Below are 24,803 nucleotides of genomic sequence, written 5' to 3'. Positions count from 1 at the left end.
GGAGGACGGTTCAGAGTGAAAAGTGTTGCGATGGTGCTGGTGAGAGGACTTGAACCTCCGACCTACTGATTACGAATCAGTTGCTCTACCGACTGAGCTACACCAGCTATCTATCGCGTCGCCCTACGCTGAGCGTTGCTGACCCACGAACTACCTGATCCCGATATTTCAGGCAAGGAAAAACATCATTTCCAGGTCAAGCTGGCAAAACGGCCACAGGACGGGCAGGTGGAATGCCAGTCCTCCCCATAATCTCCGCAACCATCGCAAGTCCATCCAGCAGGTCTTGGTGCGGTTGCTGCACGGATAAGGCAGGCATCGCGTTTCGGCCATGATGTATCTTCGGTATCCGAGTCTTCAGGGGCATGGTTTGCAACATTAGCTAGGATCGTCCAGGCACGGCTATCTCTCTTTTCCATAGGGATGGTTTCAACAAGACGACGTGCTTCACCCCAAAGTTCGATATCAAGGGAAGTCTGCGCCGCAGCCAATGCAGCTTCTGGCGGGTTGCCAACTTTGCCTGAAAGCCTGGTCAGCCTTGCCAGCGCCTTGGCATTGTCCTCGGGTTGAAGCGACACAAAAGTTCGGGCAAGCGCCGGATGAGGGGAGGCAAGAAACGCGTTTTCCAGTGTGGCCAGTGCTTTTCGTGTCCGCTTGTTCTCATGAAGGAGTTCCGCTTTCAGGAGCGCCGCCGGCACAAGCCCAGGCTGAAAACGCAGCGCTTCATCAAGAGATTTGAGCGCAGGTTTCAATGCGCCTTCACGGTACTCTTTCTTTGCTTGTTCAAGGTGAAGTGCGGAAAGGGCATGATCAATGTTGAATTCGCCCGTATCGTTTTCAGCGGATGAAGTGGCGCCGTGTCGGCGGGCAGCAAGAAGAGCTGTAATAGCCCTTTTCCAGTTCCCGTGCTTTGCTTCAAGAACAAAAAGTGCTCTTGCGAGTGCGGGGGCTTTCGGGTTGAGTGCAAAAGCCTCGCGTCCGGCGACAAGAGCTTTGCCATCTTCACCGTTTTCGGCATTAAGGCGCATCAGTCCGGCATGGCCGAAAAATGAACTTTCTTTTGTTGAAGCAAGATGCTGAAAATATCTTGAAGCGGCTGAATTATCACCTTCCAGTGTTGCTACCTGTGCATTGAGCAGATCGGTCAGCATGTCTTTGCCGACCAGATGGCTGGCACGCTTGGACTGGCGCTGTGCTTCCTTGTGGTCTCCCACCGATGCGGCGACAAGCCCCAGCGCAAGGGCCTGATGCCCCTGCTTTCGACGTCTTTCCCTGATCCCACCGGTAAGGCGATCCGGCAGACCTACGATGAATCCAAACAAACGATCTGTTGCAACCATCATCCAGATGAGCCCTAGCATGACGGCAATCATCAGGCTGGTCCGAATCTCGATCCTCCAGCCTAGCCACTCGATCACCGTCACACCTTCCTGCTGGACAAGAAAAGTCGTTGCCGTGCCGACCGCAGCCACCAGAAGAATGAGAGAAAGAATACGTCGGATCATGGATCACTCGCTATTTTCAATACGCTCAATTCGGATAAGATCCTTAATCCAGTCCACCCAGCCCGAAAGTTTTTCATCCGCTGGCAAATCCACTTCTGCTGATGGCTTTTCTTCAGATGCCGAAGGAGAAGGGTTGCGGGAGCGCTGATCTTGCTCTTGGCCTGTTTCAGAATTTAGGCCCCCTGCGGAATCGGTCTTCCTTGATGCCGGGGTTTCGGTATTCGAGTTTAGTGCAGAAAGGCTCTTGTCAATCTCATCAAGTCGTTTCTGCAGGCTGCTTATTAATTCCAGCCCTGGCTCAGCAAGCTGTTCTGCTATCATTTTGCCCATGGCATCGATCTGCTCAAGTGCCCGGTCGATTTCGGCGGTAACGTCATCAAGCCGGATACCAAAATTGCTCAGTTCCTTGGCCTGTTCCTGAAGCAGGGTAGCTTCTGCCATTTCTGCAACACGGCGATCAAGCAACTCGAGCCGATTGAGTATTTCGTCCTGCTGGGTAGCAATCCGGGTGGTTTGTATAAAACTAAACCCGGCAAGACCTGCACTTGCAACGGCGAGAAAAAGGGCAGCTACAGCGAGCCAGCCGAAAAGCCTGATACGACGTGGAGCCAGAGGGGTTGGTTGACTTTGTTCTTTTGCAGTTGAAGCAGATTTCGTCTCTTTCGCTACATCGGTTTTATTGTTTTGGTCTGTGCCTGAAGTTGTCTTGATATCAGCGGTGACGTCTTCTCCTGAAGTTTCGATGGTAGCGTTCCCCGTCTCAGGGATAGATTCCTTTCCAGATGACCCATTTTTCACTTTACGGCCTGCCATGATTACCTCTTTTTTGCGGAAGTCCGGGCTCGTTAACAGCCATGATGGCGGCATCCAGCATGGCGCCGCGTCTCGGTTGATCCACTACCACAATGCTATGCCAGTCCGTGCCGCAAAGTCCAGCAGCACGAGAGCTGATAGCGATCATTGTCATGGTTTCAAGAAGATGGCCAAGACCTTCCCTTTTGATCAGGTTGGTGAAATGTTCACCTGCGCGTCCCGAATGCGCCAGCACGGCACGGACACGGCCAGATTTCAGCATCTCAATACTTTCATGGGTGAAACCATCAACAGGTGCCGCTTCGTAGACAGTTATCCGATGGGTCAGAATTCCTTTTGGCTCGAGCGCAGCCTTGATATCAAAGCCGGTATCCACCGCCGAGGGCCATAACAGCGATTTGTAAGGATGATCTAAGATCAACTGGGCAAGCCCCCTGCCGTCGCCAGGACCGGATATCGTATGGTTCAGGCCTGCATCAGCGGCTGCCGCAGCTGTAGTCTTGCCGACGCAGAAGCAGGTTAGATCTTCAACACCTCTTCCCGCAAGCCGTGGTGCCGCATGTCGGCTGGTCAGGACAACCGCATCAATAGTTTCAAGAGGAGGAAGAACGAAAGCATGCGCTTTGATTTCAAGCATTGGACAGCTTATTGCCTCGACACCGTGGCGATTTAGATATAGGCAATCCCGTTCAGCGTCTTCAACCGGCCGGGTGGTGAGCACAACCGGCTTCATAATCAGAAACCGTCCTTTTGGGCATGGATAAATGCGCGGCCACCTGCCTGATCAAGAAGACGTTTGCCAATATCCGACCCAAGCAACATCGCATCATCGGCGCTGGCGCTGGCTTCGGCCTCAAAACATTGACTGCCATCAAGGTTGAGCAGGCAGGCTTTCATCTTAAGGATGCCATCCTTGAGATGCGCTGACGCGCCGATCGGGGTCCGGCAGGTGCCGTCAAGAGAGGCCAGTAAAGCGCGTTCGGCCTGGACTTCTACCGTTGTCGGTGCATGACCAAGGCTGGTGAGGGCGGTATAGATCGCATGGCCGCGTTGTGTATCATCATTCCTTGCCTGAATAGCAATGACCCCCTGGCAGGCAGCTGGCAGAAAGACCTCTTCATCAAGCGGATGGTAATCGATATCAAGGTCAAGCCGTTTTATACCTGCCATTGCCAGGATGATGGCATCGTAATTGCCTTCATTCAGTTGCCTTAACCTTGAATTGACGTTGCCGCGAAGCAGTCTCGGCTTGCAGTCAGGCCGCTGGGCACGAAGCATGGCTGCCCGACGCACCGATGCCGTTCCGATCACCGCACCTTTGGGCAGTGATGATAGATCAGCGTAAGGGCCGATCAGCGCATCACGCCTGTCTTCGCGTTCAAGATAGGCCGCCATATAGGTGCCATCGTTAATGTGGTTTTCCATGTCCTTGGCGGAATGTACCGCCGCATCTGCGTCCCCCCTAATCAAGGCGGCTTCGAGTGTTTTGACAAAAAGACCTTTGCCGCCGAGTTCGGCCAGCGATCTGTCCTGAACTTCGTCACCTCGAGTAGAGAATGTATCAATTCGGCTAATTACTGGACCGAGGCGGGTCTGAACTTCTCTGGTCTGGGCAATCGCCAGAGGCGACGCCCGGCTGGCAAGCCTGATCGGCTGATCTTCAGAAAAGACGGGATCATCATGCATACCCTTCTTTACCTTGCGCCCATGGCTTTGGTAAAGAAAAATAGATCAATTGATGTATGATGGTATCAAGGGAAAAATTATAGAGGCAGGCCTGTCCAATGGCGGTTGCAGATATGTTTCTGGGTATAGAAACCAGTTGTGATGAAACGGCAGCTGCGGTGGTTTCATCGGATGGAAAAATATACTCAAATATCATAGCAAGTCAGATCGATGACCACGCTCGTCATGGTGGGGTAGTGCCTGAGGTCGCAGCCCGCGCACACCTGACCTTGATTGACAAAGTGGTAGAAGATGCACTTTCAGAAGCAGGCATTGGAATGGATGAAATCCAGGCGGTGGCGGCCACAGGCGGCCCTGGCCTTATTGGTGGTGTGCTTGTGGGCACCATGGCGGCAAAAGCCATCTCCCTTGGATGTGATATTCCGTTCTTTGCGATCAATCATCTTGAAGGGCATGCGTTGACAGCAAGATTGACGGCAGGGGTGCCCTTTCCCTATCTGATGTTGCTTGTTTCCGGAGGGCATACCCAACTTTTGGCGGTAAAGGGGCCGGGAAAATATGTGCGATATGGCACAACCCTCGATGATGCCGCCGGTGAAGCGTTTGACAAGTCCGCCCAGATTCTCGGCCTGGGTATGCCAGGTGGCCCAAAAATAGAGTTGGCTGCACGGTCAGGTAATGATCGGGCCTTTTCACTGCCGCGCCCTCTTGAAAACAAGCCTGGTTGCCATTTCTCATTTTCCGGGATGAAGACAGCGATCCGGACAGCATACTTAAAGTATATTGAGCCCTTGCCTCATGGTGAGGAACGCGAAGCTAAAGTTGCCGATCTTGCCGCCTCCCTCGAACGGGCGATCGCCGAGAGCCTCAGTAGCCGATCAGAAAGGGCAATGCGGCAGTTTTCCAGAGAACATCGTGTCATGAATCCAGCTTTCGTGGTGGCTGGTGGAGTTGGGGCCAATGCAAAGGTTCGGGCCAGACTTCAAGAGGTTGCAGAAAAGCATGAATTTACTTTTCATGCACCGCCGCCGAAACTTTGTACAGATAACGCCGTGATGATTGCCTGGGCGGCGATTGAGCGCCAAAAAGCAGGTGATAGAGGAGACGCACTCACTTTCACCCCGCGACCACGCTGGCCGCTTGATCCGGATGCTGTTTCACCTGCTGGCAGGGGAGTGCGTCAATGATCGATAAAAGAAAAGTCGCTGTCCTGGGCGGTGGCGCATGGGGCAGTGCGCTCGCGTCTATTTTGTCCGTTCAAGGCCATCAAGTTCGGGTACTGGTCCGGCGGGCAGAACTTGCGGATCAACTTCAGGCTGGCTGGTCACCGATGATTGATCTTAGCATTACTGCCCCTAGCGTTGCGTCAACCGATCCGTCTCTTGTTCTCGAGGACGCAGAGGCTGTGCTGGTTGTTATGCCCGTGGCGGCGACTGAAATGGTAGCAGATCTGCTTAAATCTGATCTTCCAGAGCAGGTTCCTGTTGCCTGGGCAGCCAAGGGCCTGATCCCAGAAAATAATGCGCTGATCCCTGAATACGCGGCGCGGGTTCTGCCGCATCCATCGGTGATGTTGAGTGGGCCGAGTTTTGCCGATGAAGTCGCGCAAGGTAAACCGGCGGCACTCGTATCTGCGGCCACCGGCCTAACCGCCGCCAGCCAGATTTCCGCACTTTTCCATGGTAGCACGATCCGCGTCTATACGAGCGATGATCCGCTCGGCGTTGCTGTAGGTGGGGCGGTGAAGAATGTCATTGCCATCGCAGCCGGTGTCATAACGGGGCTTGAATTCGGGGATAATGCCCGCGCGGCGGTGGTCACAAGGGGGTTGGCCGAGGCTGCAAGATTTGCACTTAAACTTGGGGGCAAGCGTGAAACGCTCTTTGGCCTGGCTGGACTTGGCGATATGATGCTGACTTGCGGCGGGCCACATTCGCGTAATTTTGCCTTCGGGCTTGCTCTCGGTAAGGGGAAGGAATTACCCGATAAGCTGGCGGAAGGCGCGCGATCGGCTTCGGTGATGCTCCGCCGCGCCAAAGACGAAGGCATTGAGATGCCTATCACCGCAGCGGTTGCTAATGCGATTGGCGGGGCAGATATCCGCGGTGAAATCACCCGACTTCTGGCTCGTCCGGTTGACAGTGAATGGGCCCGCAACGACACTTGACTTGCAGGAAAAGGAGATCAGCAATGCAGTACTGGCTTTTCAAATCAGAACCCGGGACATGGTCATGGGATGATCAGGTGGCTTGCGGCGAAAATGGCACCGGCTGGGATGGGGTTCGCAATTATCAGGCATCCAATAACATGAAGGCCATGGAAATTGGGGATCTTGGCTTTTTTTATCATTCGGTCAACGAAAAGCGGATTATGGGTATTGTTGCTGTTTCGGCCCTTTATCATCCGGATCCAACCGATGCTTCAGGCCGGTTCGGGATGGTTGATGTCAAAGCCGTCAAGCCGGTTGTATCACCGGTCAGCTTGGCTGATATCAAGTCCAATCCCCAACTTTCCGATGTGGCGCTTGTCCGGCAGTCAAGGCTTTCTGTCATGCCTATTGCAAAAGAGCACTGGCATGAAATCCTGCGTATGGCTGAAACAGACCTATAACCACGATATGCCAGATCAGGTGGTCTTGCTGTGGTCTTGTCCGTCGGTTTTTTCTTCCGCACTCTGACGTTCACGAAAGATGAAGATAAGATTGCGGGCATAGATGAATAAACCAAGCCCTTGACCGCAAATAATCACCGGGTCTTTTCTCCAAATCGCGTAGAGGAGAAGAACAGATCCGCCACCAATCGAAAAATACCAGAACATAACGGGAATGACGCTTCGCTTTGCCCCTTCGGAAGTCAGCCACTGGATAATAAAGCGCATGGCAAAAAGGAACTGTCCACCAAAACCGACCACGATCATCACGCGTTCAGGTTGCTGGGGCAGGTCCTGTGGCAGGAAGGGAAGAAGGGTGATAAGAAACCAGGATATGGTCACGGCACCGCTCTCTATTCCTGCGGAGAGATAGGAAATCAGTTCAGCCATGGGGTATCTGTTCTTTCACGTTCAGGTTTTTCGGGCTTCGGCGAATTAACCACATAACCCCAAAAATGTCACTGATTCCGACCAGCAGACGGTCAAGCGTGTGATATTTGGATTTGCCCTGAACCCGGGCGGCGTGACCAACCGGAACTGCCAATACCGTAGCTCCTTCCCGCCGGGCCAGAGGTGGCATGAACCGATGCAGATGATCAAAATACGGCAGGCGAAGGAAAAGTTCACGGTCAAAGACCTTAGTGGCACAACCGGTATCGGGATGATCATCTTTGAGCATCACTCGGCGGATCCTGCGCGCAAAGAGGGAGGCATATCGTTTTGCCAAACTATCCTGTCTGTTGATACGAACCCCGGCGGCCATAACAAGTCCAGGGCGATGGGCATGCACTTCCTTCTCCAGACGTACAAGGTCTTCTGGCAGATTCTGGCCATCACCATCGAGGGTTGCGATAAGTTCGGCGCGGGCGGCAAGGATGCCGGTGCGGAGCCCAGCGCTCTGGCCAGAGCGGTGAGAGTGAACCATTACCCGCAACATTGGCAGGTCCGCCTGCAATTCCCTCAACTCGGCAAGGGTACTGTCAGTGCTGCCGTCATCAACATAGATGATCTCAATATTTCGGCCGGTAAATGCTGTAATTATGCCATTGACGAGAGGCTTGATATTGCCCGCCTCATTAAGCACTGGCACCACGACGCTGAGTTCGGGCAGAGAAGACGAAGCTTTGGTGGGGCGGCGACGGGAGGTTGTTGAGGGAGCCATGCTGTGTCTCGTTCAAATGCCTTTCATTTGTACTCAAGCCTGCAACAGGCGTCAATTGGCAGCACGGAAGAAGTGGATGGTGACGCGCTGTCCACGCGAGATATTAAAGCCCTTTATTTTTCCGACTTCAGCAATGCTGATCCCTGCCTTGGCGGCGGTATCGAGGAAATCTCCAAGAACCCGCGACTCCACCAGCGCAACCCCGTTCTTGCCTTCGCCAAGGAATAGCGCAGCCTCAACCGGGCTGAAAAGCAGGGTGTCTGTACCCCGGGTGAAGACCAGTGAAGGTTCGTGATATCCTGCGGCAGCGACAGCTTCGATCGGGGTTTCAAGTGTTTCTAGAGTGGAATGAATTCGCGGGGCAAGGTGCATGTCGGAGAGTGATGGCAGTACAAGACCAAAGGTATTTGCATGAAAAAGCGCTGCAAGACCAGCTATTCCAATTAGTATTGAGGGTTTTTGCCATCTGGTCCATGAAAGTGATGCCCCGGCAATGAGCACGGCGAGTCCCAGCCCCATGCCGCCATATAGACGTTCGCCGCCATAATAAGTCGTGGCGGCCAGCACCAGTACACCAAGCCCAAAACTGACTAGCGCAAACAGCACTTCCCAGCCAATGATGGTGGCGCGCCAGGAAAAAATATGCCTGATCCGCCCAAGAAGAGGTTTTTTGATTTTATCCAAATCCTCCCGGCTCCCAGCCTCCTGATCTGTCAGGTCTTCTTTTCCACCAGTTGACACTCGATAATGAATGCCCGAACTGGCAAGCATAGCCAAAGCCGGCATGACCGGCAGAAAATAATGTGGAAGTTTAGTGGGGGTCAGTTCGATGATGATCCAGAATGGGATAATCCAGCCGAGCAGAAACCATATCTCGGCACCTGGTTTCTGTTTCAAGATAGCGCCGATCGCCCGGACCAGAAGCAGGCTACCGGGCCAGAAAGTGACGATTAGCAGGGCAAGATGCGTAAATGGTGGCGCTCCATGGGATTCCTGACCAGATTTTAGTTTTCCGACCAGATCACCTTTGATTGCCGTGGAGAGGAAAGCGCCATCTGTAGCGCTGGTAACAAGCATGACCCAGGGCAGAACCAGCACCGTCAGTACAATGAAACCGAGGACTGGCCGTGTTGCGCTGATGAGGGAAAAAGAACGATCTCGCCCCGCCAGAACGGCCAATGTCATCATGGCAATAAGCGGGGTAATTGGCCCCTTTATAAGAATTCCGGTGGCCATCATTGCCCAGAAAGCAAGCGCCAGTATTCCGGGGATGTGATGCCTCTCCTGATGAAGAGAATACATGCGCCAGATCAAGGTCTGTTGGGCCAGTGTCACCGCGACAAGCACGGCGTCGGTCTTGGCCAGATGCGCTTCCGCTGCCATGACCAGTCCTGTTGCCATCATCATTGCAGCAAAACCTGCTTGAGCCGGTCCCACCAGTTGTCGTGCCAGTGCAAAGCCAAGCACGATCACCAGAAAAGCGGCAACGAAGCTTGGGAGCCGGTAAGAAGAGATAGTCTTATCCCCGAAAACTGCGGCAGCACCAGCTTGTAGCCAATAAATCCCCACCGGTTTCTTGGCCCGTAAGTCTTCCTGGAACCGGACAGTCACAAGATCACCGCTTTCAAGCATCTGTTTGCTAGCCTGGGCGAAACGGCTTTCATCACGATCCATCGGGGGGATGCTGCCAAGCCCGGGAAGGAAAGCCATAAGCCCAAACAGCAAGGCAAGGATCAGCATGGGTCTTGCACTTATTCGGGTTATGGGTGAAAACAACATGGTCAGGTCCGGCATAATCGGCATTAGGGATGGCGGGTTGACATTACAATGTCTAGGATAGACATAAGCCATGAAAACTTCATCAGAAATCGGCCTGATTTTATCTCCTGAACGCCGGGCGTTGCGCCGCAAGATCTGGGCGATAACTTTACCGATCATGCTTGCCAATATCACCATACCTTTTGTCGGCATGGTCGATACCGCCGTGATGGGGCACCTTGGCAGCCCGCATTTTATCGGTGCGGTTGCTCTGGGCAGTTTTGTTTTCAGCCTGATCACGACTGCCTTCGGGTTTCTCCGAATGGCAACGACAGGACTGGTGGCGCAGGCATATGGGGCCGAGGATACCCAAGCTGTTTTCAGGCATCTGTTTCGGGCGGTTTTTATCGCGGTCAATATCGGGCTTTTGATACTCATCCTGTCTCGCCCGTTCCTTGAGGTGGCAAGATTTCTTCTGACAGCGTCAGAAGAAGTGCTGGACGGGATGGAGGTCTATATATCAATCCTCGCCTTTGCCGGCCCTGCTATCTGTTTCAATATGGTCATGCTTGGCATGTTTTTTGGCCTCCAGCGGATCAAGTACTGCATGATCCAGCTCATTGTCATCAACTGCCTCAATATCATTGGCAATCTTGTTTTCGTCTTTGGGTTCGGGCTGACCATTGATGGCGTTGCGCTCGCAACCGTGCTGGCCCAATACATGGGAGCTGGCGTCAGCGTGGCTCTTCTGTTCGGCGTTTTGGGCCCGCCATCGCGCTGGGCCAGACCAGTTGCAAAGGATTTCATGACCTTTGCGGCGTTGCATCAATATGCTTCCCTTGGTCGTGATCTGACCATCCGGACACTGGCTATTGTTTTGGCGGAAGTGCTGGTGCTCAATGTGGCTGGCGGTATTGATGATGTCACCCTGGCGGCGTCCCAACTGTGTTTTGTGGTCTTTGCCATTCTTGCCTACAGCCTTGATGGTTTTGCCCATGCGGCAGAAGCCCTTACGGGTGCCGCGATTGGACGTCGTGATCCGAGAGAGCTCAGGCTTGCCATTCGTGAGAGTACGCTTATGGCATTAATTACCGCAATGGCCATGGCGATGGTGGTGGCAATAGGTGGCGGGGTATTCATGCGTTTTCTGACCAGCCTGCCGGAGGTGCTTGAGTTGGTGGACAGCCTCCTGATATGGCTGGTGGTAATGCCAGTTATTTCGGTCATGGCGTTTCAGATGGACGGCGTTTTCATCGGGGCGACCCAGGCAAAAGTGATGCGCAATGCGATGCTGGTTTCGCTCATAGTTTTTATCCCGCTTCTCTACCTTGGCCGCCATATTGCGGGGATAGACGGTATCTGGGTGGCTTTTCTGGTTTTACTGGGCTTGCGCGGGTTAACCCTATGGCTCAATCTTGATATTGTCATCCGTGCAGCGGGGCCTGTGCGGTCGTAAATACCTGTGTTGCTTTTGAAAGGATAGATCATGCCTGTTGTTGCTTCCATGCCTACATCTCGTCTCATCTTTCGCCTTGAACCTGATGAGATGGAAAACTGGCTTAATGAAAGACCGGCAGCATATAGGCGCTGGGCAAAGGACCATGATTTTACGGCAAAGCCAGGCACCCATCTGATCTTTCCCGGAGATGAGGGCGGCATAGCGGAGGTGGTGCTGGGGAAGAAGGATGCTTTTGTCGATGGCGCCAGAGCAGGCGGTCTGCCAAAGGGTACCTATGCGCTGACCAGCCAGGATGAGGTGGAAGAGATTGCTATCGGGTTTCTTCTCCAGCAATACAAGTTTGACAGATTTCGCGAGAAGGCATCTGCTCCGACGGCTGATCTTGTTCTGGCGGATGATGCGTTGCGCCACCGGGTTGAGGCGATCTCGGCTGGCATCTTTCTTGCCCGTGATCTGATCAATATGCCGGCCAATTATCTCAATCCGCAGGGGATGGAAGATGCCGCCCGTGATCTCGCAGAGGCGTATTCGGCTGACCTTGATGTGACGATTGGTGACGAGTTGACCCGCCGGTTTCCGGCGATTGATACGGTTGGCCGGGCAGCGGAGTGCCCGCCACGTCTTCTCGACCTGCGCTGGGGAGATGACGGCCCGCTTATTACCCTGATTGGCAAAGGCGTTACATTTGACAGTGGCGGGCTTGATCTCAAGCCTTCCGGCGGCATGGAGATGATGAAAAAAGATATGGGTGGTGCGGCGCATGTGCTTGGGCTTGCCCGCATCATCATGGCGCTTGGGCTGAAGATGCGTCTGAGAGTACTCATCCCGACAGTGGAGAATGCTGTATCATCCCGGTCCATGCGGCCTCTTGACGTTATTGATACGGCTGCCGGTATTCCGGTTGAAGTGGGTAACACCGATGCGGAAGGAAGACTTATTCTGGCTGATGCGATCTATCTGGCCACCCAGGAAGAACCTGAAATGCTGGTTGATTTTGCCACCCTCACGGGCGCGGCACGGGTGGCGGTTGGAACGGAACTGCCCGCGCTGTTCACTAACGATGAGGCGTTGGGTCGTGAACTGGTTGCTGCGGGTGAGGCAACAGGTGATCCCGTGTGGCCCCTGCCCCTGCATGCACCCTATGAACGGTATCTGGAAGGAGGATACGCCGCGCTGTCTTCTACCGGGACTTCACGCTATGGCGGTGCGATCACCGCGGCCCTTTTTCTCAAACGGTTTCTGGCCCGTCCGGTTCCCTGGGCCCATCTTGACGTGATGGCCTGGAATCTGGGTGATCGGCCTGGCCACCCCAAAGGGGGAGAAGCCATGGGGCTCAGAGCCGTATTCAGGCTGATTGAAAACCGGCTAAAGGCTTAATATCCGCGATCAACATTGACGACATTTTCTGGATCCTTGCCAGAACGGATAGCAAGGATGGCATCGGCAACTTGGTGGGCGGCGGTATCGGCGTTGGTCTGGGCGGACACATGCGGCCAGATACATATATGGGGATGTTCCCAGAGCGGGCTTTCCTTTGGTAGCGGCTCGATGCGCGTTACATCAAGTGTAGCACCGCTGAGATGGCCTTTATCAATAGCCTTGATAAGGTCATCTTCAACAACCTGAAGCCCGCGGCCAGAGTTGATGAAGAATGCCCCATTCTTCATTTTTGCGAAGGTTTGCGCGTTAAATAAATCCCGGGTTTCTTCGGTCAAGGGCAGGATGGAGACAACGAAATCTGCCTCTTCAAGGCAGGTGCTAAAGCCTTCATCCCCGGTGTGAGCGGTAACGCCGGGGATGGATTTCGAACTGCGTGCCCAGCCGATTGTCCGGAAACCCATCATCGCAACTTTTTCCGCAACATGAGAACCGATAGCGCCGAGCCCCATTACCGCTACACATGTATCGGCTGCTACGCGTGGCCGAAGGCGAATCCATTCCTTCCGGGTTGATGCCTCACGGTAGATTTCAGAATCCCGATGTTTTTCCAGAATAGATAAAAGAACCCACTCCGCCATGGCTTCGGACATGTAGGGGTCAATTAGTCGGGCAAACTTGAGATGCCGGGGGAAGGCCGGGTCTTTCAGGATATGGTCAACGCCCTGGGCAAGAGAAATAACACCCTTGAGGGATGGCAACCCGGCAATGGTTCCTTCAGGCGGATCCCAGGTTATGATGACTTCAGCCTTTTGGGCTTCGGGCGCATCAGGCGCAACCAGCCGGATATCAGGCAACAGCATCTCCAGACCTTGCTGCCAATATTCCATGGGATCATCATTTGAATGATAGGCAATATAAAGGGGCGCAACCATTCTTACCTCCGCCATTAAGGGTTCAGTTCAGGCCAGGATGGCCATGGCTTCATCATGCAGGCTGCGAGAGGTCGAGGCAAGGGCCGTACCATCATAATTATCAAGGGTGATGGCGCTGCCATCCCATTGGCTGACTATACCTCCAGCCCCTTCAATGACAGGGATAGTTGCCATGATGTCATATGTTTTAAGATGTGTTTCCGCCACCAGATCACACCAGCCTGCGGCCACATGGGCATAATTGGCGCAATCTCCGCCATAGGATGTCACGCGTGCGGCTTCATTCAGTTTCTCAAACCGGTGATAATCTTCGGCAAGGGCGCTGGCGCTGGTGGTGGCGATGCGGGCATCAGCCAGATGGCAGGTCCCAGCAACGTGGACAGGGTTGCCATTGAGAAGCGTTGCCTGCCCATGAATACCGATCCAGGTGGCATCCAGCATGGGCAGGTCAATAACTCCGATAACAGGTTTTTCTTCATGCAGTACGGCGATAAGGGTGCCGAAAAGAGGGTTGCCACAAGAAAAAGCTCTGGTGCCGTCAATCGGGTCAATCACCCAGGTGAAATCTCCACTCCCGCTGGCGGAACCTTCTTCTTCCCCAATGATACTATGGGAAGGAAAAGTCTTGGCAATTGTGTCTCTGAGGCTGGACTCAACCCCTTTGTCCGCAATGGTAACAGGAGAGGCATCTTCCTTTCGCTCAACATCCGGAAGCTGACGGAACCACTGGTGAATGATCGGCCGACTGATTTGGGTCAGGGAAGCGGCAAATCGGGCGATTTCCGATAAGGTGTTCTCTGTCCCGGAAGGTGTCATCAGCTTCCAGCGGCTTCCGCTGCAATCTCTTCGGTGGTTGGCAGAGCTGCAGGCGTACTTGAAAGCGATCGAAGCCAGGCAATCAGATTGGCTCTGTCCTCAGGCTTTTTCAGTCCAGCGAAGTTCATCTTAGTGCCGGAAAGCCAGGCTTTTGGTTTATGCAGAAAACCGTTCAGGCTGGCATAATCCCAAGCCCCACCCTTTTCTGCAAGAGCGCTGGAATAGGAAAATCCGCTATCACGGGCCATGGAAGCGTTGACGATATTCCAGAGATTAGGTCCGACCTTGGCGGGGCCACCTTCATCAAAATTGTGGCAGGCGGTGCATTTTTTGGCAATTTTTTCGCCCGCGGCAATATCAGCTTCGGCCAGGAGTGCAAAAATTGGCTCTGGACCTGTGGGGGCTTCGGCAACTACGGTTGAACTTGCACTTTCCGGGACTTCGATCGGGTATGCGTTTTCCGCGAGTTGGTGGTGCGGGAGCATGACGTCGGCAAATTTGATACCGGCCATGATCAGCAGTCCACCACAAAGTACACCTGCTGCAATCTTGTTGAATTTCAGTTCGTCCATCGTATCCCCCAAAGCCGACACGGTCATTACATATTGTACTTTTCATACCGTGAAATACGCTATCTTCACAAGTCTTGACGAAGTGGAATATACTCCAGATTACGTTCAATTCCACCCCCTTTGACCAGCACGGGTGCCTGCATGCGACCAAATGTCCCCCATGAACCGATTTCAGCAAGTTCGGCGCGAACGGTCGTTGTGATCCCGGCACGTATGGCATCTACCCGCCTGCCCGGGAAACCCCTTGCCATGATCGGTGATGCACCGATGATTGTTCAGGTGATGCGCCGCGCCTGGGAGGCAGGGTTTGGCACTGATGCTCAAAGTCGTGTCATTGTGGCCTGTGATGACCAGGCGATTGCCGATGTGGTAACAGAACATGGCGGCGAAGCGGTGCTGACCCGGCCAGATCACCCGTCGGGATCGGACAGGGTTGAAGAAGCCCTTAATACAATCGATCCTGAAGGGAAGATTGAATTTATCATTAACCTGCAAGGGGACCTGCCTGAAATTGACGCCGGGATTCTGCCCATGCTGGTGGCAGCGCTCGAAGATGAAGGCGTCGATATCGCAACACCTGTGGCACCGGCCTGTCCAGAGGAAGTCGGTCTTGCGCAGGTGGTGAAGGCCGCCATTGCCTTTTCGGATGGCGTCACCAGCCCGGGGTCGATTGGCCGGGTTCTCTATTTCAGCCGTCATCCGATTCCCTATGGCGGGGAGGCTGTTGATGCCGGGGCAAGATCTCTTGCCCCGATCTGGCATCATGTTGGAATCTATGCCTGGCGGCGCTCGGCACTGCGGCGGTTTGTTTCCCTGCCGCCATCACCCCTGGAAATGGCAGAGAAGCTTGAACAGTTGAGGGCACTTGAAGATGGTATGCGTATCTCTGCCCTTGTTGTTGACAGCGCGCCGGGAGGTATTGATACTCCCGAAGATCTTGAAAAGGCACGCGCCCGCATGAATTCGATGTCAGGGGCAGCAGAGGAACTATCGTAATGACCAGCACAAACCCTGACACCATCATCGCTTACCAGGGTCAACCCGGGGCGTATTCGCATCTGGCCTGCCAGCAATGTTTTCCAGACATGCAGGCCCTTTCCAATGCATCATTTGAAGACATGCTGGCCGCGGTCTCTGCCGGGCAGGCACGCTATGCCATGGTGCCGGTGGAAAATTCGGTGGCTGGCAGGGTGGCGGATATCCACCATCTGCTGCCATCTTCAGGTCTCTATATCATCGGCGAACATTTTCAGCGGGTTAATCATCACCTGCTTGGCGTCAAGGGGGCGACGCTGAATGGGCTTCGTGAGGTACACAGCCATGCCCAGGGATTGGCACAATGCCGGGAGACCTTGCGTGAACTTAATCTCACTCCGATCATGCATCCGGATACCGCTGGTGCGGCGGCGGACATTGCCGCGCTTGGGGATACGGGTATTGGTGCTATTGCGTCACGTCTTGCGGCGGAAATCTATGGTCTTGATATCCTCAAGGAAAATGCCGAAGATCAGGATCATAACACCACAAGAATGCTGATCATGGCCCGGGAACCGATAGAACCGCCCCTTGATAACGGGCCGGTTATCACCACCATGATCTTCAGCCTCAGGTCTGTACCGGCGGCGCTTTACAAGGCGCTTGGGGGTTTTGCCACCAATGGGATCAACCTGACCAAGCTGGAAAGCTATATGGTGGGAGGGCAGTTTACGGCAGCGCAGTTCTATATTGATGCCGAAGTCCATCAGAACAGCGATGCTTTCCGGTTTGCCATTGAAGAACTTGAGTTTTTCACCAATCCCGGCTCAATCCGTATTCTTGGCACCTATCCTGCTGATAGAGGCAGAAACGGCAGCAACCGATAGGGTTACCGTGATCCGGGCTTGCTCTTTTCGCCGGATTATCCCATACAGAAAGAAGGAAGGCTGGGTGGACGGCCGCCTTGTCTAACCGGTCAGGGCCGAGAGGCAGCAGCCAGGGCTTGGGTCAGGTCGGGTCGTCCAGTCTTCCGCCCCTTCGCTGATTGGGGGCTTCACCCCCCCTGGCAATTTCGGGGGACGCAGCAAGGCAGATCAGGAGCGGTGGATGGTCTCTCCCACGGACCCGGAACAACTTGGCAAGCCTGTCCCTGACATGGCCTACCGTGTCCTTGCCCGTAAATATCGCCCTTCGACATTCGATGAGCTGATCGGCCAGGAAAGCCTCGTTACGACATTGTCAAACGCCCTTAAGATGGGCCGGCTTGCCCACGCTTTCGTGCTGACCGGCTTGCGCGGTATCGGCAAGACAACCACCGCCCGGATTATCGCCCGGGGGCTGAACTGCACCGGTGAGGATGGGCAGGGTGGACCGACGCTCAGCCCTTGCGGAGTTTGCTCTTCTTGCACCGGGATTGCTGAGGGTCGCCATGTCGATGTGATCGAAATGGACGCCGCCAGCAATACAGGCGTGGATGATGTGCGCGAGATTATAGAGGGGGTTGGATACAGGCCTCTTTCTGCGCGGTTCAAGATCTATATCATTGATGAAGTTCACATGCTGTCCAAGAGCGCGTTTAACGCACTTCTGAAAACGCTTGAAGAGCCGCCGGAGGCAGTGAAATTCATTTTTGCCACAACCGAGATCAGGAAGGTGCCGGTCACTGTTCTGTCACGGTGCCAGCGATTTGATCTGCGACGGGTGCCGGTGGATCGCATGGTAACGCATCTGCAACATATCTGTGAGCAGGAGAGGATAAAGGCTGACGAGATGTCGCTGATCCGGATAGCGCGCGCCGCCGAGGGTTCTGTGCGTGATGCGCTTTCCATGCTTGATCAGGCAGCGGCCTTGACGGCAGATCAGATCACTGACGAGGCGGTTGCAACCCTGCTTGGTCAGGCAGGAAGGCAGGACGCGCTTGCGATCACCGAAGAGGTGCTGTCCGGTCAGGCGCCGGCTGCGATGGAAAGCCTTGCCCAGGCGGTGGGGCGCGGGGCAGAGCCGCAAATGGTCTTGAGAGACATGCTGGATCTTCTCCATCTTGCTTGCCGATTGGCGGCCGGGGGCGAGGCTGCGGATCTGCCACAGATGGAACAGGAAACCCTTGCCCGTATTGCCGATACCTGCGGTATTGCACGGCTGGTCAGGGCCTGGCAGATCACGCTCAAAGGCCATGGTGAGCTTGCGCTTGCGCCAGATCCGAAAGCCGCTGCGGACATGGTGCTGATCCGGCTTGCCTATGCTGCAAATATGCCGAGCCCGGCTGACCTCGTGCAGAAAATCGAGAATTCAATCTCCACGAGTGCAGCGGCACCAGCCGCCGCCCCTTCAACACCTGCCACGTCTCCTGTATCGCTTGCCCCTGTTTCGGGACCTCTGCTTGCGGCAGAACCGGAAGTTCCTGTTATTTCGGCATCCCGACTCGAAGAACCGGCACGGGAAGTGGAACCCGAAGCCCGCGACGAGTTGGCTCAACAAACAGGTCATGATGCGGGTCAACCTGAAGCGCCAGCATCAGGCAGTATGCCGCCACCTGAAAACATGCGGGCGATGGCCAATCACTTTGAATCCCAAGGTGAGTTACTTCTCGCCGCAACGATCAGAACACGTCTTCGCTGCGTCAGGTTTGAGCCGGGCCAGTTTGAATTTTCAACCGATGCCGATATTGATCCCGCGGTGCCAAGGCAGATCGCGACCCAGTTGCTGGAATGGACGGGGCTACGCTGGATCGTTTCGATCAGCAGCGAGAAGGGCGGCCCGACGATTGACGAGCAGGATCAGAAAAAGAAAGCGCAGGATATTGCCGCCGTATCGGAACATCCACTTGTTGCCGCTACCCTGACCACGTTCCCCGGAGCCAGTGTTGCGGAGATCAGGCCTGTTGCTAATCCATTGGAAGCACCACCTCCGGAGGAAGAGGACGGTTTTGAGGAGAAAGGGGAAATCAATCATGCGTAATCTTGCCGGCATGATGCAGAAAGCAAAGGAAGTGCAGCAATCCATCGCCCGGATGAAGGAAGAGCTGGCGGAGATGCGCTTTCGTGGCGAGGCTGGTGGCGGTGCGGTCACGGTTGAGACCGATGGTCGCGGAATTGTCCATAACGTCAGCCTGAGCCCGGATATCATCGGGCTTGAGACCACAGAAGATGTCGCCATGCTTGAGGATCTGATCCAGCTTGCGGTCAATGATGCCAAAGCCCGGGCAGATCAGGCGAGAGAAGAAAAACTGAAAGCGCTGACGGGAGGATTGCCTCTGCCGCCCGGTCTTGACCTGCCGTTCTGATACAGGGGCAGATTGATGGCCAGTTCAGACAGTCCCCTTGAGAATCTCATCCGGCGTATGGCGAGACTGCCGGGGCTTGGCCCCCGGTCTGCCCGGCGGGCGGTTCTTCACATGCTGCGCAATCGTGATCAGTTGATGCTGCCGCTGGCATCGGAGCTTGATCAGGTTGGGCGAAGCATCCGTGCCTGTATCGAATGCGGCAATTACGACACCCATGATCTTTGCCGGATCTGCCGCAACACAAGCCGTGATAAAAGCCGGATCTGTGTGGTTGAAGATCTGGCAGATCTCTGGGCCATGGAGCGAGCGGCCATCTATACCGGCCTTTACCATGTGCTTGGCGGGGTGATGAACGCCATTGACGGGATCGGACCGGATACCTTGCGTATCCCGTATCTCGTGGAAAAGGCTGGCCATCCGGAAGTCAATGAAGTGATTCTTGCAACCTCCGCCACCGTGGACGGGCAGACCACGGCCCATTACATTGCGGAAAAGCTCCAGTCCAGTCAGGTCAATGTCACCAGGCTTGCCCATGGTGTGCCGGTGGGTGGGGAGCTTGACTATCTTGATGATGGCACGCTTGCCCAGGCCATGAAGGCGCGGCAGACACTCGTCATTTAGTTTCGATTCGCGCAAGCCAAACCCGGGCTGAAGATCAGTCGATCAGCCTTGGCGGATCTTCCGGCGTTGGCGAGGATGGCGAGTTTTCCTCAACCTCGATACGTTCTATGGCTTCGCTGCGCTGGGTGATCTTGCGGGTGGAAGTGGTTATTTCACTGATATCTTTCTGGGCCAGGGCGAAATGCTGGCTGAGATTGCCAACCCGCTTGTCCAGGCGCGTGATGTCTTCCAGCAGACGGGCAACTTCCGCCTGAATGACGGTGGCCTGTTCGCGCATTTTTACATCTCTCAGAATGGCGCGGACGGTATTCAGGGTAGCCATCAGTGTTGTCGGTGACGTCAGGTAGACACGTTTTTTGAAACTGTCCTCCAGCACTTTGGGGTGATGGGTGTGAAATTCCGCGTAAACAGCCTCGGAAGGCAGGAAGAGCATGGCGCTTTCGGCGGTCTCTCCGGTGATGATGTACTTGCCGGCAATCGCCTCCACATGGGTGGCGAGGGCGGCGGCCAGTTTCTTTCGTGCCGCAAGTTTGGCTATGTCATCTTCCGCCTCCCCGAGTTCATACCAGGCTTCAAGCGGAAATTTGGCGTCAATAACGATGGGACCGGGCGGATTCGGCAAAAGCAGGAGGCAGTCTGGTCTGGAGCCGTTGGCCAGTTTGGCCTGAAATTTATAGGCATTCGGAGGCAGAACCTGCCGGACAAGGTTTTCAAGCTGCATCTCCCCATAGGCGCCGCGGGCCTGCTTGTTGGACAGGACATTTTCAAGCCGTGTGGTCTGGGCGGATAGTTCGGTAAGGGAAGCATGCGCCTTGTCGATCACCGCCAGCCGGGATTGCAGATCGCCAAGTTTCTGGCCCGTGGTCTCGGCCTGTTTGCGCAAGGTTTCGTTAAGGCTGCGTTCCTGATTCTGCAATTGGGTTGTCACCTGTGCCTGGAGCAAACTGGTCATCTGCGAGAGTTGTTCCAGCTGGCCCTTGATCTCGCCAACCTCCATGCCGGAGGGTTCATTACGCTGGCGGCGCAAAACCATAACAGCGATAACAATCGCCATGATCAGCATCAGTGCCAGCAAAATAAGTATCAGATTGTCCATCTTCTCCAGCTCGACAACGTCTCAGGACTTGACCTAGTCTGGCGCTTCTTCTACCCCATTGACAAGAGATTTGATCTCCAATTGCATGAAAGGCATCTCAGATGGCGATCCGACCTATTGTTCTTGTTCCTGATCCGGTGCTGCGCCATAAGGCGGAACCTGTTGCCGCCGTCGATGATGCAATCCGGCAGCTGATGGATGACATGCTGGAGACGATGCATGACGCGGCAGGGATCGGGCTTGCGGCGCCGCAGATCGGCCTTTCCTGCCGGGTGATCGTCATGGATTGCAGCGAGGATGAAGAAGAGCCGCAACCACTGAAGATGGCCAATCCTGAGATCATCTGGACATCGGAAGATACCGAAACGATGGAGGAAGGCTGCCTTTCCATTCCCGGGCATCGCGGAGAAGTTACGCGAAAACGTGCAGTTTCGGTCAGGTATCTTGACGAAAACGGGGCTTTAAAGGAGCTCACGACCGAAGGGTTGCTCGCGGTCTGCATCCAGCATGAAATTGACCATCTTGATGGTGTTCTTTTTGTCGATTACCTCTCTCGGATCAAGCGTGACATGATTTTACGTAAAATGGCAAAGGAAGCCCGGCAAGGGACATAAGTAGCACATGGCAAGACGTCGAACCATTGTCTTTATGGGCAGCCCGGATTTTGCCGTGCCATCGCTTGATATTTGCGCAAGGCTGCATGACGTGAAAGCGGTTTACAGCCAGCCGCCACGGAAACGCGGACGGGGCATGGCGGTCCGTCCCTCGCCGGTTCATGCGCACGCAGAAGAGCTGGGGCTCAAGGTTCACACGCCGTTGAGGTTTGATGCCGAGGCGCTGGAAGAATTGCGTCAAATCAGCCCGGAATTCCTGATGGTGGTGGCGTATGGGATTATTCTGCCAGCCCCCGTGCTCAAGGCGGCCAGCCGGGCGGCAATCAATGGTCATGCGTCGCTGTTGCCACGCTGGCGGGGGGCGGCACCCATCCACCGCGCTATCGAGGCAGGGGACGGTGAAACCGGCATCACCACCATGCTGATGGAGGAAGATCTTGATGCCGGGCCGATGCTGCTAAAACGAAGAACACCTATTCGTCCCGATGATACCACGGGCCGCCTTCATGACAGGCTGGCAGACATGACGGCTGAAGCGCTGGCTGAAACGCTTGAGCATTTCGATGAAATCACGCCCGAGGCGCAGGATATATCCGGGGTCACCTGGGCCGGGAAGATCACGCCTGCCGAAGCGGAAATCGACTTCACCCAGCCTGGTGATGTGATCGAGCGTCGTATCCGGGCATTTGCGCCATATCCCGGGGCGTGGTTTTCCTGTGGTGCAGAGGGAGATGGCCGGTCGCGTCGGCTCAAGGTACTTGCTGGCAAGATCCGGGCTGAGAGCGGCGCCGGACACAGGACTGCTCCCGGCAAGGTGCTGGGCAGAGGGGAGACGGGCGGGCCGCTTGTGGCGACAGCTGATGGCGCGATCGAGCTTGTCCGTGTTCAACCCCAGGGCAAACCGCCGATGGATGGGCAGGCCTTTCTCAACGGGAATTCACTTCCCGGCGTGATCGTGCCGACGGAGCAGGGCTGATGCCACGCTACCTTGTTCGTGTTGAATATGATGGCACAGGCTTTGTCGGCTGGCAGCGGCAGGATAACGGGCCATCGGTTCAGGCAGCGCTGGAAAATGCCGCGGGCGCCATTATCGGCGGCAGGCAGGCGGTGGCGGTGCAGGGCGCCGGACGCACCGATGCCGGTGTTCACGCAACCGGGCAGGCAGCGCATCTTGATCTGCCGGACCCGTTTGATCCTTTCAAATTGCCGCTCGCGCTAAATGCACATCTTCCGGATGAGGTCCGAGTCCTTTCGGCCCGTGAAGTCAGCCCGGATTTCCATGCCCGTTTCGATGCTATCGGGCGGGCATACCGGTACCGTATCCTGACGCGGCGCGTGGCATCGGCCCTTGAGCGCGGCCGAGTCTGGCATGTGGCGGCTGATCTGGATATTGCTGCGATGCAGCAGGCGGCGGCGCACCTGACGGGCCGGCATGATTTCACCTCTTTCCGGGCGGCCCAGTGCCAGGCCCAGTCGCCGGTGCGGACACTTGACGTGCTCAGCATCCATCAGGAAGGCGAGGAGGTTGCCATCGTCGCCGAGGCGAGGTCGTTTCTTCATCACCAGATCCGCAATATCACCGGTACACTGGTGCTGGTCGGCAAAGGCAAATGGCATCCTGATGATGTCGCAACAGCTCTTGCGTCCCGCGACAGATCAGCGGCAGGGCCCACGGCACCTCCTGAAGGGCTCTATCTTTCAAGGGTGGATTACCCGGAGGCCGATACGGTCAGCTGACACCAAGCATGGGGTGGATGAAAGTGACGATCAGCATGCCGTTGATCATCTCCACCGCCATCATCAGAACTACCATGGCAGCACCAAGCCAGCCACTTCGCCCGAGGCTGAGCGTTGCGGCCGACCAGGTTGCCCAGATCAGCCAAAGCGCCACGGCCAGAAGAATGATATTGCCGGGACCCATGCCCACAGCACTTATCGGCCCGAAGGCAAGCATGACGGTCATCAGGACGACGATGCGAAGATTGCCGACCCAGGTCAGCGACAGGATGAAGGGCACAAAGCGCGGCATCAGCCCAAGGCGCGCGATAACTACCTGACTGATCACCGGAAAAGAGAGAGCATCAACAAGGGCAAGCAGGCCTAGCAGCACGATCGCAGAGACATTGCCAAGCCCAAGGATCAGCGCACCATTAAGCAGGGTGACAAGAAACCGGAACCAGAGGGCATCCCAGATTGCCCCGGGCGTCTGGCTGATCGCGCCTGTATTTGCCGGATCAATACGGCGCAGGGCCAGATTAAGACCATAGGTCATGCCGGTAATGATGGAGCCAAAGCCGGGAGGTGCGGGTATCATGCCAATCACTTTCCCTTTTCTTTGGTGAAGAAACGATCCAGCACATCAGCGTAGATTCTTTTCAGAAGTGTCACGTCGGACATGGAGGTATGCTCGTTGATCTGGTGCATGGTCTGGCCGACAAGGCCGAATTCCACCACATCGGCATAGGCGGCGATGAAGCGGGCATCCGATGTGCCGCCGGAGGTGGAAAGCTCCGGGTTGCGGCCGGTGATATGTGCTACCGCACGCGTCACGATATCGGTCAGTTTTCCGGGGTTGGTGATAAATGGCGCGGCGGATTCATGCCAGGATATGGAATATGTGCCGCCAACCTCGTCAAAGTGCCGGGTCAGCCAGGCTTTCAGGCTTTCGGCGCTGTGATCGGAACTGTAGCGGATATTGAACATGGCAACGGCTTTCTGGGGGATTACATTCCGGACCGGATTGCCGGTGTCGATACTGGTGATCGCGGCAGTGCTCGGGCCAAAATGCGCGTTGCCGTCATCGATGGCTTCTTCCGCCAGGGGCGCCAGCATCCGCATCAACCGGGGCAGGGGGTTTTCCGCAAGATGGGGATAGGCGACATGCCCCTGCTTTCCTTCGACTTCAAGTGTGCCTGAGAGAGACCCGCGGCGTCCATGCTTGATCATGTCACCGATCTCATTGGGATTGGTGGGCTCACCAACGAGAAAGACATCGGCCATCAGCCCTTGTTCATGCATCCATTTCAGCACCGGGTTGGTGCCGTTGATGGCATCGCCTTCTTCATCCCCGGTGATCAGCAGGCTAATTCTTCCGGTTTCATGGGCCTTGTTTTCAAGATGTTCAGCCACCGCGGCAAGAAACGCGCCAACCGCGCCTTTCATGTCCGCCGCCCCGCGGCCATGGATCATCCCGTCGCTGATGGCGCCCGAGAAAGGATCATGGGTCCAGTCTTCGGTTGCCCCCGGAGGGACAACATCGGTATGGCCGGCAAAACCAAAATGAGGTCCGCTTTCCCCGCGGATGGCGAAGAGGTTCTGCACCTCCTTGTCTCCTTCACCAAAGACAAGCCGATGGCAGGTAAAGCCGCGAGCCTCGAGAAAGGTTTCGATCAGGTCAAGGGCGCCGCCTTCCGCGGGCGTCACGGATGGACAGCGGATCAGATCACGGGTCAGTTCATGTTCAAGGGCGAGCGTCGTCATGT

26 protein-coding genes, 1 tRNA gene and 1 other RNA gene are annotated in these 24,803 nt (G+C 55.4%); 14 read left to right on the top strand and 14 right to left on the bottom strand.

Annotated elements, in window-relative coordinates; genetic code table 11:
- Window positions 1-31: 31 nt before the first annotated feature.
- From AB8880_10435 to hemC, 5 genes are all read right to left on the bottom strand, one after another.
- Window positions 32-107 (bottom strand) — tRNA-Thr (locus AB8880_10435).
- Window positions 108-185: 78 nt separating this feature from the next.
- Window positions 186-1,505: a heme biosynthesis protein HemY gene (locus AB8880_10430; protein ID XDZ65332.1), complete on the bottom strand. Its 1,320-nt coding sequence runs from the start codon at window positions 1,503-1,505 to the stop codon at window positions 186-188.
- Between the two features lie 3 nt (window positions 1,506-1,508).
- Window positions 1,509-2,318, bottom strand: coding sequence for a hypothetical protein (locus tag AB8880_10425; GenBank protein ID XDZ65331.1), 810 nt, complete (start codon window positions 2,316-2,318; stop codon window positions 1,509-1,511).
- Window positions 2,305-2,955 (bottom strand): uroporphyrinogen-III synthase, encoded by a 651-nt coding sequence (locus AB8880_10420; GenBank protein XDZ65330.1) that lies wholly within the window; start codon window positions 2,953-2,955, stop codon window positions 2,305-2,307. The genes AB8880_10425 and AB8880_10420 overlap by 14 nt, the downstream gene beginning before the upstream one ends.
- A gap of 98 nt (window positions 2,956-3,053) precedes the next feature.
- Window positions 3,054-4,004 (bottom strand): hydroxymethylbilane synthase, encoded by a 951-nt coding sequence (gene hemC / locus AB8880_10415; protein XDZ65329.1) that lies wholly within the window; start codon window positions 4,002-4,004, stop codon window positions 3,054-3,056.
- A 98-nt stretch (window positions 4,005-4,102) separates the two neighbouring features.
- Between hemC and tsaD the strand changes: the two genes are divergently transcribed.
- Genes tsaD through AB8880_10400 form a run of 3 tightly spaced genes read left to right on the top strand, consistent with a single transcriptional unit; the run spans window position 4,103 to window position 6,614 of the window.
- Window positions 4,103-5,191, top strand: a complete 1,089-nt coding sequence (tsaD, locus tag AB8880_10410; protein XDZ65328.1) for a tRNA (adenosine(37)-N6)-threonylcarbamoyltransferase complex transferase subunit TsaD — start codon at window positions 4,103-4,105, stop codon at window positions 5,189-5,191.
- Window positions 5,188-6,171: an NAD(P)H-dependent glycerol-3-phosphate dehydrogenase gene (locus tag AB8880_10405; GenBank protein ID XDZ65327.1), complete on the top strand. Its 984-nt coding sequence runs from the start codon at window positions 5,188-5,190 to the stop codon at window positions 6,169-6,171. Before tsaD ends, AB8880_10405 begins: the two co-directional genes overlap by 4 nt.
- A gap of 23 nt (window positions 6,172-6,194) precedes the next feature.
- Window positions 6,195-6,614, top strand: coding sequence for an EVE domain-containing protein (locus tag AB8880_10400; protein ID XDZ65326.1), 420 nt, complete (start codon window positions 6,195-6,197; stop codon window positions 6,612-6,614).
- Between the two features lie 15 nt (window positions 6,615-6,629).
- On the opposite strand, the gene AB8880_10395 is transcribed toward AB8880_10400, so the two are convergent.
- The 3 genes from AB8880_10395 to AB8880_10385 all read right to left on the bottom strand — a co-directional run bounded on the left by AB8880_10395 (window position 6,630) and on the right by AB8880_10385 (window position 9,594).
- A complete protein-coding gene (locus AB8880_10395) occupies window positions 6,630-6,920 on the bottom strand; it encodes a lipid-A-disaccharide synthase N-terminal domain-containing protein (GenBank protein XDZ67060.1) in 291 nt (96 codons plus the stop codon).
- A gap of 115 nt (window positions 6,921-7,035) precedes the next feature.
- On the bottom strand, window positions 7,036-7,815 hold the full coding sequence (locus AB8880_10390) for a glycosyltransferase family 2 protein (protein XDZ65325.1): 780 nt from the start codon (window positions 7,813-7,815) through the stop codon (window positions 7,036-7,038).
- Between the two features lie 51 nt (window positions 7,816-7,866).
- The gene (locus AB8880_10385) at window positions 7,867-9,594 is read right to left on the bottom strand and encodes an ArnT family glycosyltransferase (GenBank protein XDZ65324.1); all 1,728 of its coding nucleotides are present in this window, start codon (window positions 9,592-9,594) and stop codon (window positions 7,867-7,869) included.
- Window positions 9,595-9,664: 70 nt separating this feature from the next.
- Between AB8880_10385 and AB8880_10380 the strand changes: the two genes are divergently transcribed.
- Window positions 9,665-11,029 (top strand): MATE family efflux transporter, encoded by a 1,365-nt coding sequence (locus AB8880_10380; protein XDZ65323.1) that lies wholly within the window; start codon window positions 9,665-9,667, stop codon window positions 11,027-11,029.
- Window positions 11,030-11,059: 30 nt separating this feature from the next.
- On the top strand, window positions 11,060-12,409 hold the full coding sequence (locus AB8880_10375) for a M17 family metallopeptidase (protein ID XDZ65322.1): 1,350 nt from the start codon (window positions 11,060-11,062) through the stop codon (window positions 12,407-12,409).
- Here the strand turns inward: AB8880_10375 and AB8880_10370 are convergent.
- From AB8880_10370 to AB8880_10360, 3 genes are read right to left on the bottom strand one after another with little or no spacing between them, the layout of a single operon-like run.
- A complete protein-coding gene (locus AB8880_10370) occupies window positions 12,406-13,344 on the bottom strand; it encodes a 2-hydroxyacid dehydrogenase (protein ID XDZ65321.1) in 939 nt (312 codons plus the stop codon). The two genes, AB8880_10375 and AB8880_10370, sit on opposite strands and share 4 nt — an antisense overlap.
- Window positions 13,345-13,371: 27 nt before the next feature.
- Entirely contained in the window at window positions 13,372-14,160 is a 789-nt protein-coding gene (locus AB8880_10365; protein ID XDZ65320.1) for an inositol monophosphatase family protein, read from the bottom strand.
- Complete coding sequence (locus tag AB8880_10360; GenBank protein XDZ65319.1) at window positions 14,160-14,732, bottom strand: cytochrome c family protein; 573 nt, start codon at window positions 14,730-14,732, stop codon at window positions 14,160-14,162. The genes AB8880_10365 and AB8880_10360 overlap by 1 nt, the downstream gene beginning before the upstream one ends.
- 141 nt (window positions 14,733-14,873) lie before the next feature.
- Between AB8880_10360 and AB8880_10355 the strand changes: the two genes are divergently transcribed.
- From AB8880_10355 to recR, 6 genes are all read left to right on the top strand, one after another.
- Window positions 14,874-15,728, top strand: a complete 855-nt coding sequence (locus tag AB8880_10355; GenBank protein ID XDZ65318.1) for a 3-deoxy-manno-octulosonate cytidylyltransferase — start codon at window positions 14,874-14,876, stop codon at window positions 15,726-15,728.
- Window positions 15,728-16,594, top strand: coding sequence for a prephenate dehydratase (locus tag AB8880_10350; GenBank protein XDZ65317.1), 867 nt, complete (start codon window positions 15,728-15,730; stop codon window positions 16,592-16,594). Before AB8880_10355 ends, AB8880_10350 begins: the two co-directional genes overlap by 1 nt.
- Window positions 16,595-16,647: 53 nt before the next feature.
- An RNA gene (ffs, locus tag AB8880_10345) (signal recognition particle sRNA small type) lies at window positions 16,648-16,743 on the top strand.
- A 71-nt stretch (window positions 16,744-16,814) separates the two neighbouring features.
- Entirely contained in the window at window positions 16,815-18,665 is a 1,851-nt protein-coding gene (locus AB8880_10340) for a DNA polymerase III subunit gamma/tau (protein ID XDZ65316.1), read from the top strand.
- Complete coding sequence (locus AB8880_10335) at window positions 18,658-18,990, top strand: YbaB/EbfC family nucleoid-associated protein (GenBank protein XDZ65315.1); 333 nt, start codon at window positions 18,658-18,660, stop codon at window positions 18,988-18,990. The genes AB8880_10340 and AB8880_10335 overlap by 8 nt, the downstream gene beginning before the upstream one ends.
- 15 nt (window positions 18,991-19,005) lie before the next feature.
- Complete coding sequence (gene recR / locus AB8880_10330; GenBank protein XDZ65314.1) at window positions 19,006-19,611, top strand: recombination mediator RecR; 606 nt, start codon at window positions 19,006-19,008, stop codon at window positions 19,609-19,611.
- A gap of 34 nt (window positions 19,612-19,645) precedes the next feature.
- On the opposite strand, the gene AB8880_10325 is transcribed toward recR, so the two are convergent.
- Window positions 19,646-20,707: a DNA recombination protein RmuC gene (locus tag AB8880_10325; GenBank protein XDZ65313.1), complete on the bottom strand. Its 1,062-nt coding sequence runs from the start codon at window positions 20,705-20,707 to the stop codon at window positions 19,646-19,648.
- Window positions 20,708-20,808: 101 nt separating this feature from the next.
- On the opposite strand from AB8880_10325, the gene def reads away from it, so the two are divergent.
- The 3 genes from def to truA are packed head-to-tail and all read left to right on the top strand — an operon-like array spanning window position 20,809 to window position 23,058.
- Window positions 20,809-21,321, top strand: a complete 513-nt coding sequence (gene def / locus AB8880_10320) for a peptide deformylase (GenBank protein XDZ65312.1) — start codon at window positions 20,809-20,811, stop codon at window positions 21,319-21,321.
- Between the two features lie 7 nt (window positions 21,322-21,328).
- A complete protein-coding gene (fmt, locus tag AB8880_10315; protein XDZ65311.1) occupies window positions 21,329-22,297 on the top strand; it encodes a methionyl-tRNA formyltransferase in 969 nt (322 codons plus the stop codon).
- Window positions 22,297-23,058 (top strand): tRNA pseudouridine(38-40) synthase TruA, encoded by a 762-nt coding sequence (truA, locus tag AB8880_10310; GenBank protein ID XDZ65310.1) that lies wholly within the window; start codon window positions 22,297-22,299, stop codon window positions 23,056-23,058. The genes fmt and truA overlap by 1 nt, the downstream gene beginning before the upstream one ends.
- On the opposite strand, the gene AB8880_10305 is transcribed toward truA, so the two are convergent.
- Window positions 23,051-23,635: a hypothetical protein gene (locus AB8880_10305; GenBank protein XDZ65309.1), complete on the bottom strand. Its 585-nt coding sequence runs from the start codon at window positions 23,633-23,635 to the stop codon at window positions 23,051-23,053. The two genes, truA and AB8880_10305, sit on opposite strands and share 8 nt — an antisense overlap.
- Before the next feature lie 5 nt (window positions 23,636-23,640).
- The gene (dapE, locus tag AB8880_10300; GenBank protein XDZ65308.1) at window positions 23,641-24,801 is read right to left on the bottom strand and encodes a succinyl-diaminopimelate desuccinylase; all 1,161 of its coding nucleotides are present in this window, start codon (window positions 24,799-24,801) and stop codon (window positions 23,641-23,643) included.
- Window positions 24,802-24,803 lie beyond the last annotated feature (2 nt).

This window comes from Alphaproteobacteria bacterium LSUCC0684, from assembly GCA_041228335.1.
Lineage (GTDB): Bacteria > Pseudomonadota > Alphaproteobacteria > Puniceispirillales > UBA1172.
The sequence above is the reverse complement of the archived record's forward strand: the minus strand, read 5'-3'. Positions and strand labels throughout refer to the sequence as shown.

Excerpts from the sequence above, each read along its gene's own strand:
- AB8880_10430 (XDZ65332.1), bottom strand. The coding sequence starts at position 1,505 with ATGATCCGACGTATTCTTTCTCTCATTCTTCTGGTGGCTGCGGTCGGC.
- AB8880_10425 (XDZ65331.1), bottom strand. The coding sequence starts at position 2,318 with ATGGCAGGCCGTAAAGTGAAAAATGGGTCATCTGGAAAGGAATCTATC.
- AB8880_10420 (XDZ65330.1), bottom strand. The coding sequence starts at position 2,955 with ATGCTTGAAATCAAAGCGCATGCTTTCGTTCTTCCTCCTCTTGAAACT.
- hemC (XDZ65329.1), bottom strand. The coding sequence starts at position 4,004 with ATGCATGATGATCCCGTCTTTTCTGAAGATCAGCCGATCAGGCTTGCC.
- tsaD (XDZ65328.1), top strand. The coding sequence starts at position 4,103 with ATGGCGGTTGCAGATATGTTTCTGGGTATAGAAACCAGTTGTGATGAA.
- AB8880_10405 (XDZ65327.1), top strand. The coding sequence starts at position 5,188 with ATGATCGATAAAAGAAAAGTCGCTGTCCTGGGCGGTGGCGCATGGGGC.
- AB8880_10400 (XDZ65326.1), top strand. The coding sequence starts at position 6,195 with ATGCAGTACTGGCTTTTCAAATCAGAACCCGGGACATGGTCATGGGAT.
- AB8880_10395 (XDZ67060.1), bottom strand. The coding sequence starts at position 6,920 with ATGATCGTGGTCGGTTTTGGTGGACAGTTCCTTTTTGCCATGCGCTTT.
- AB8880_10390 (XDZ65325.1), bottom strand. The coding sequence starts at position 7,815 with ATGGCTCCCTCAACAACCTCCCGTCGCCGCCCCACCAAAGCTTCGTCT.
- AB8880_10385 (XDZ65324.1), bottom strand. The coding sequence starts at position 9,594 with ATGTTGTTTTCACCCATAACCCGAATAAGTGCAAGACCCATGCTGATC.
- AB8880_10380 (XDZ65323.1), top strand. The coding sequence starts at position 9,665 with ATGAAAACTTCATCAGAAATCGGCCTGATTTTATCTCCTGAACGCCGG.
- AB8880_10375 (XDZ65322.1), top strand. The coding sequence starts at position 11,060 with ATGCCTGTTGTTGCTTCCATGCCTACATCTCGTCTCATCTTTCGCCTT.
- AB8880_10370 (XDZ65321.1), bottom strand. The coding sequence starts at position 13,344 with ATGGTTGCGCCCCTTTATATTGCCTATCATTCAAATGATGATCCCATG.
- AB8880_10365 (XDZ65320.1), bottom strand. The coding sequence starts at position 14,160 with ATGACACCTTCCGGGACAGAGAACACCTTATCGGAAATCGCCCGATTT.
- AB8880_10360 (XDZ65319.1), bottom strand. The coding sequence starts at position 14,732 with ATGGACGAACTGAAATTCAACAAGATTGCAGCAGGTGTACTTTGTGGT.
- AB8880_10355 (XDZ65318.1), top strand. The coding sequence starts at position 14,874 with ATGCGACCAAATGTCCCCCATGAACCGATTTCAGCAAGTTCGGCGCGA.
- AB8880_10350 (XDZ65317.1), top strand. The coding sequence starts at position 15,728 with ATGACCAGCACAAACCCTGACACCATCATCGCTTACCAGGGTCAACCC.
- AB8880_10340 (XDZ65316.1), top strand. The coding sequence starts at position 16,815 with ATGGTCTCTCCCACGGACCCGGAACAACTTGGCAAGCCTGTCCCTGAC.
- AB8880_10335 (XDZ65315.1), top strand. The coding sequence starts at position 18,658 with ATGCGTAATCTTGCCGGCATGATGCAGAAAGCAAAGGAAGTGCAGCAA.
- recR (XDZ65314.1), top strand. The coding sequence starts at position 19,006 with ATGGCCAGTTCAGACAGTCCCCTTGAGAATCTCATCCGGCGTATGGCG.
- AB8880_10325 (XDZ65313.1), bottom strand. The coding sequence starts at position 20,707 with ATGGACAATCTGATACTTATTTTGCTGGCACTGATGCTGATCATGGCG.
- def (XDZ65312.1), top strand. The coding sequence starts at position 20,809 with ATGGCGATCCGACCTATTGTTCTTGTTCCTGATCCGGTGCTGCGCCAT.
- fmt (XDZ65311.1), top strand. The coding sequence starts at position 21,329 with ATGGCAAGACGTCGAACCATTGTCTTTATGGGCAGCCCGGATTTTGCC.
- truA (XDZ65310.1), top strand. The coding sequence starts at position 22,297 with ATGCCACGCTACCTTGTTCGTGTTGAATATGATGGCACAGGCTTTGTC.
- AB8880_10305 (XDZ65309.1), bottom strand. The coding sequence starts at position 23,635 with ATGATACCCGCACCTCCCGGCTTTGGCTCCATCATTACCGGCATGACC.
- dapE (XDZ65308.1), bottom strand. The coding sequence starts at position 24,801 with ATGACGACGCTCGCCCTTGAACATGAACTGACCCGTGATCTGATCCGC.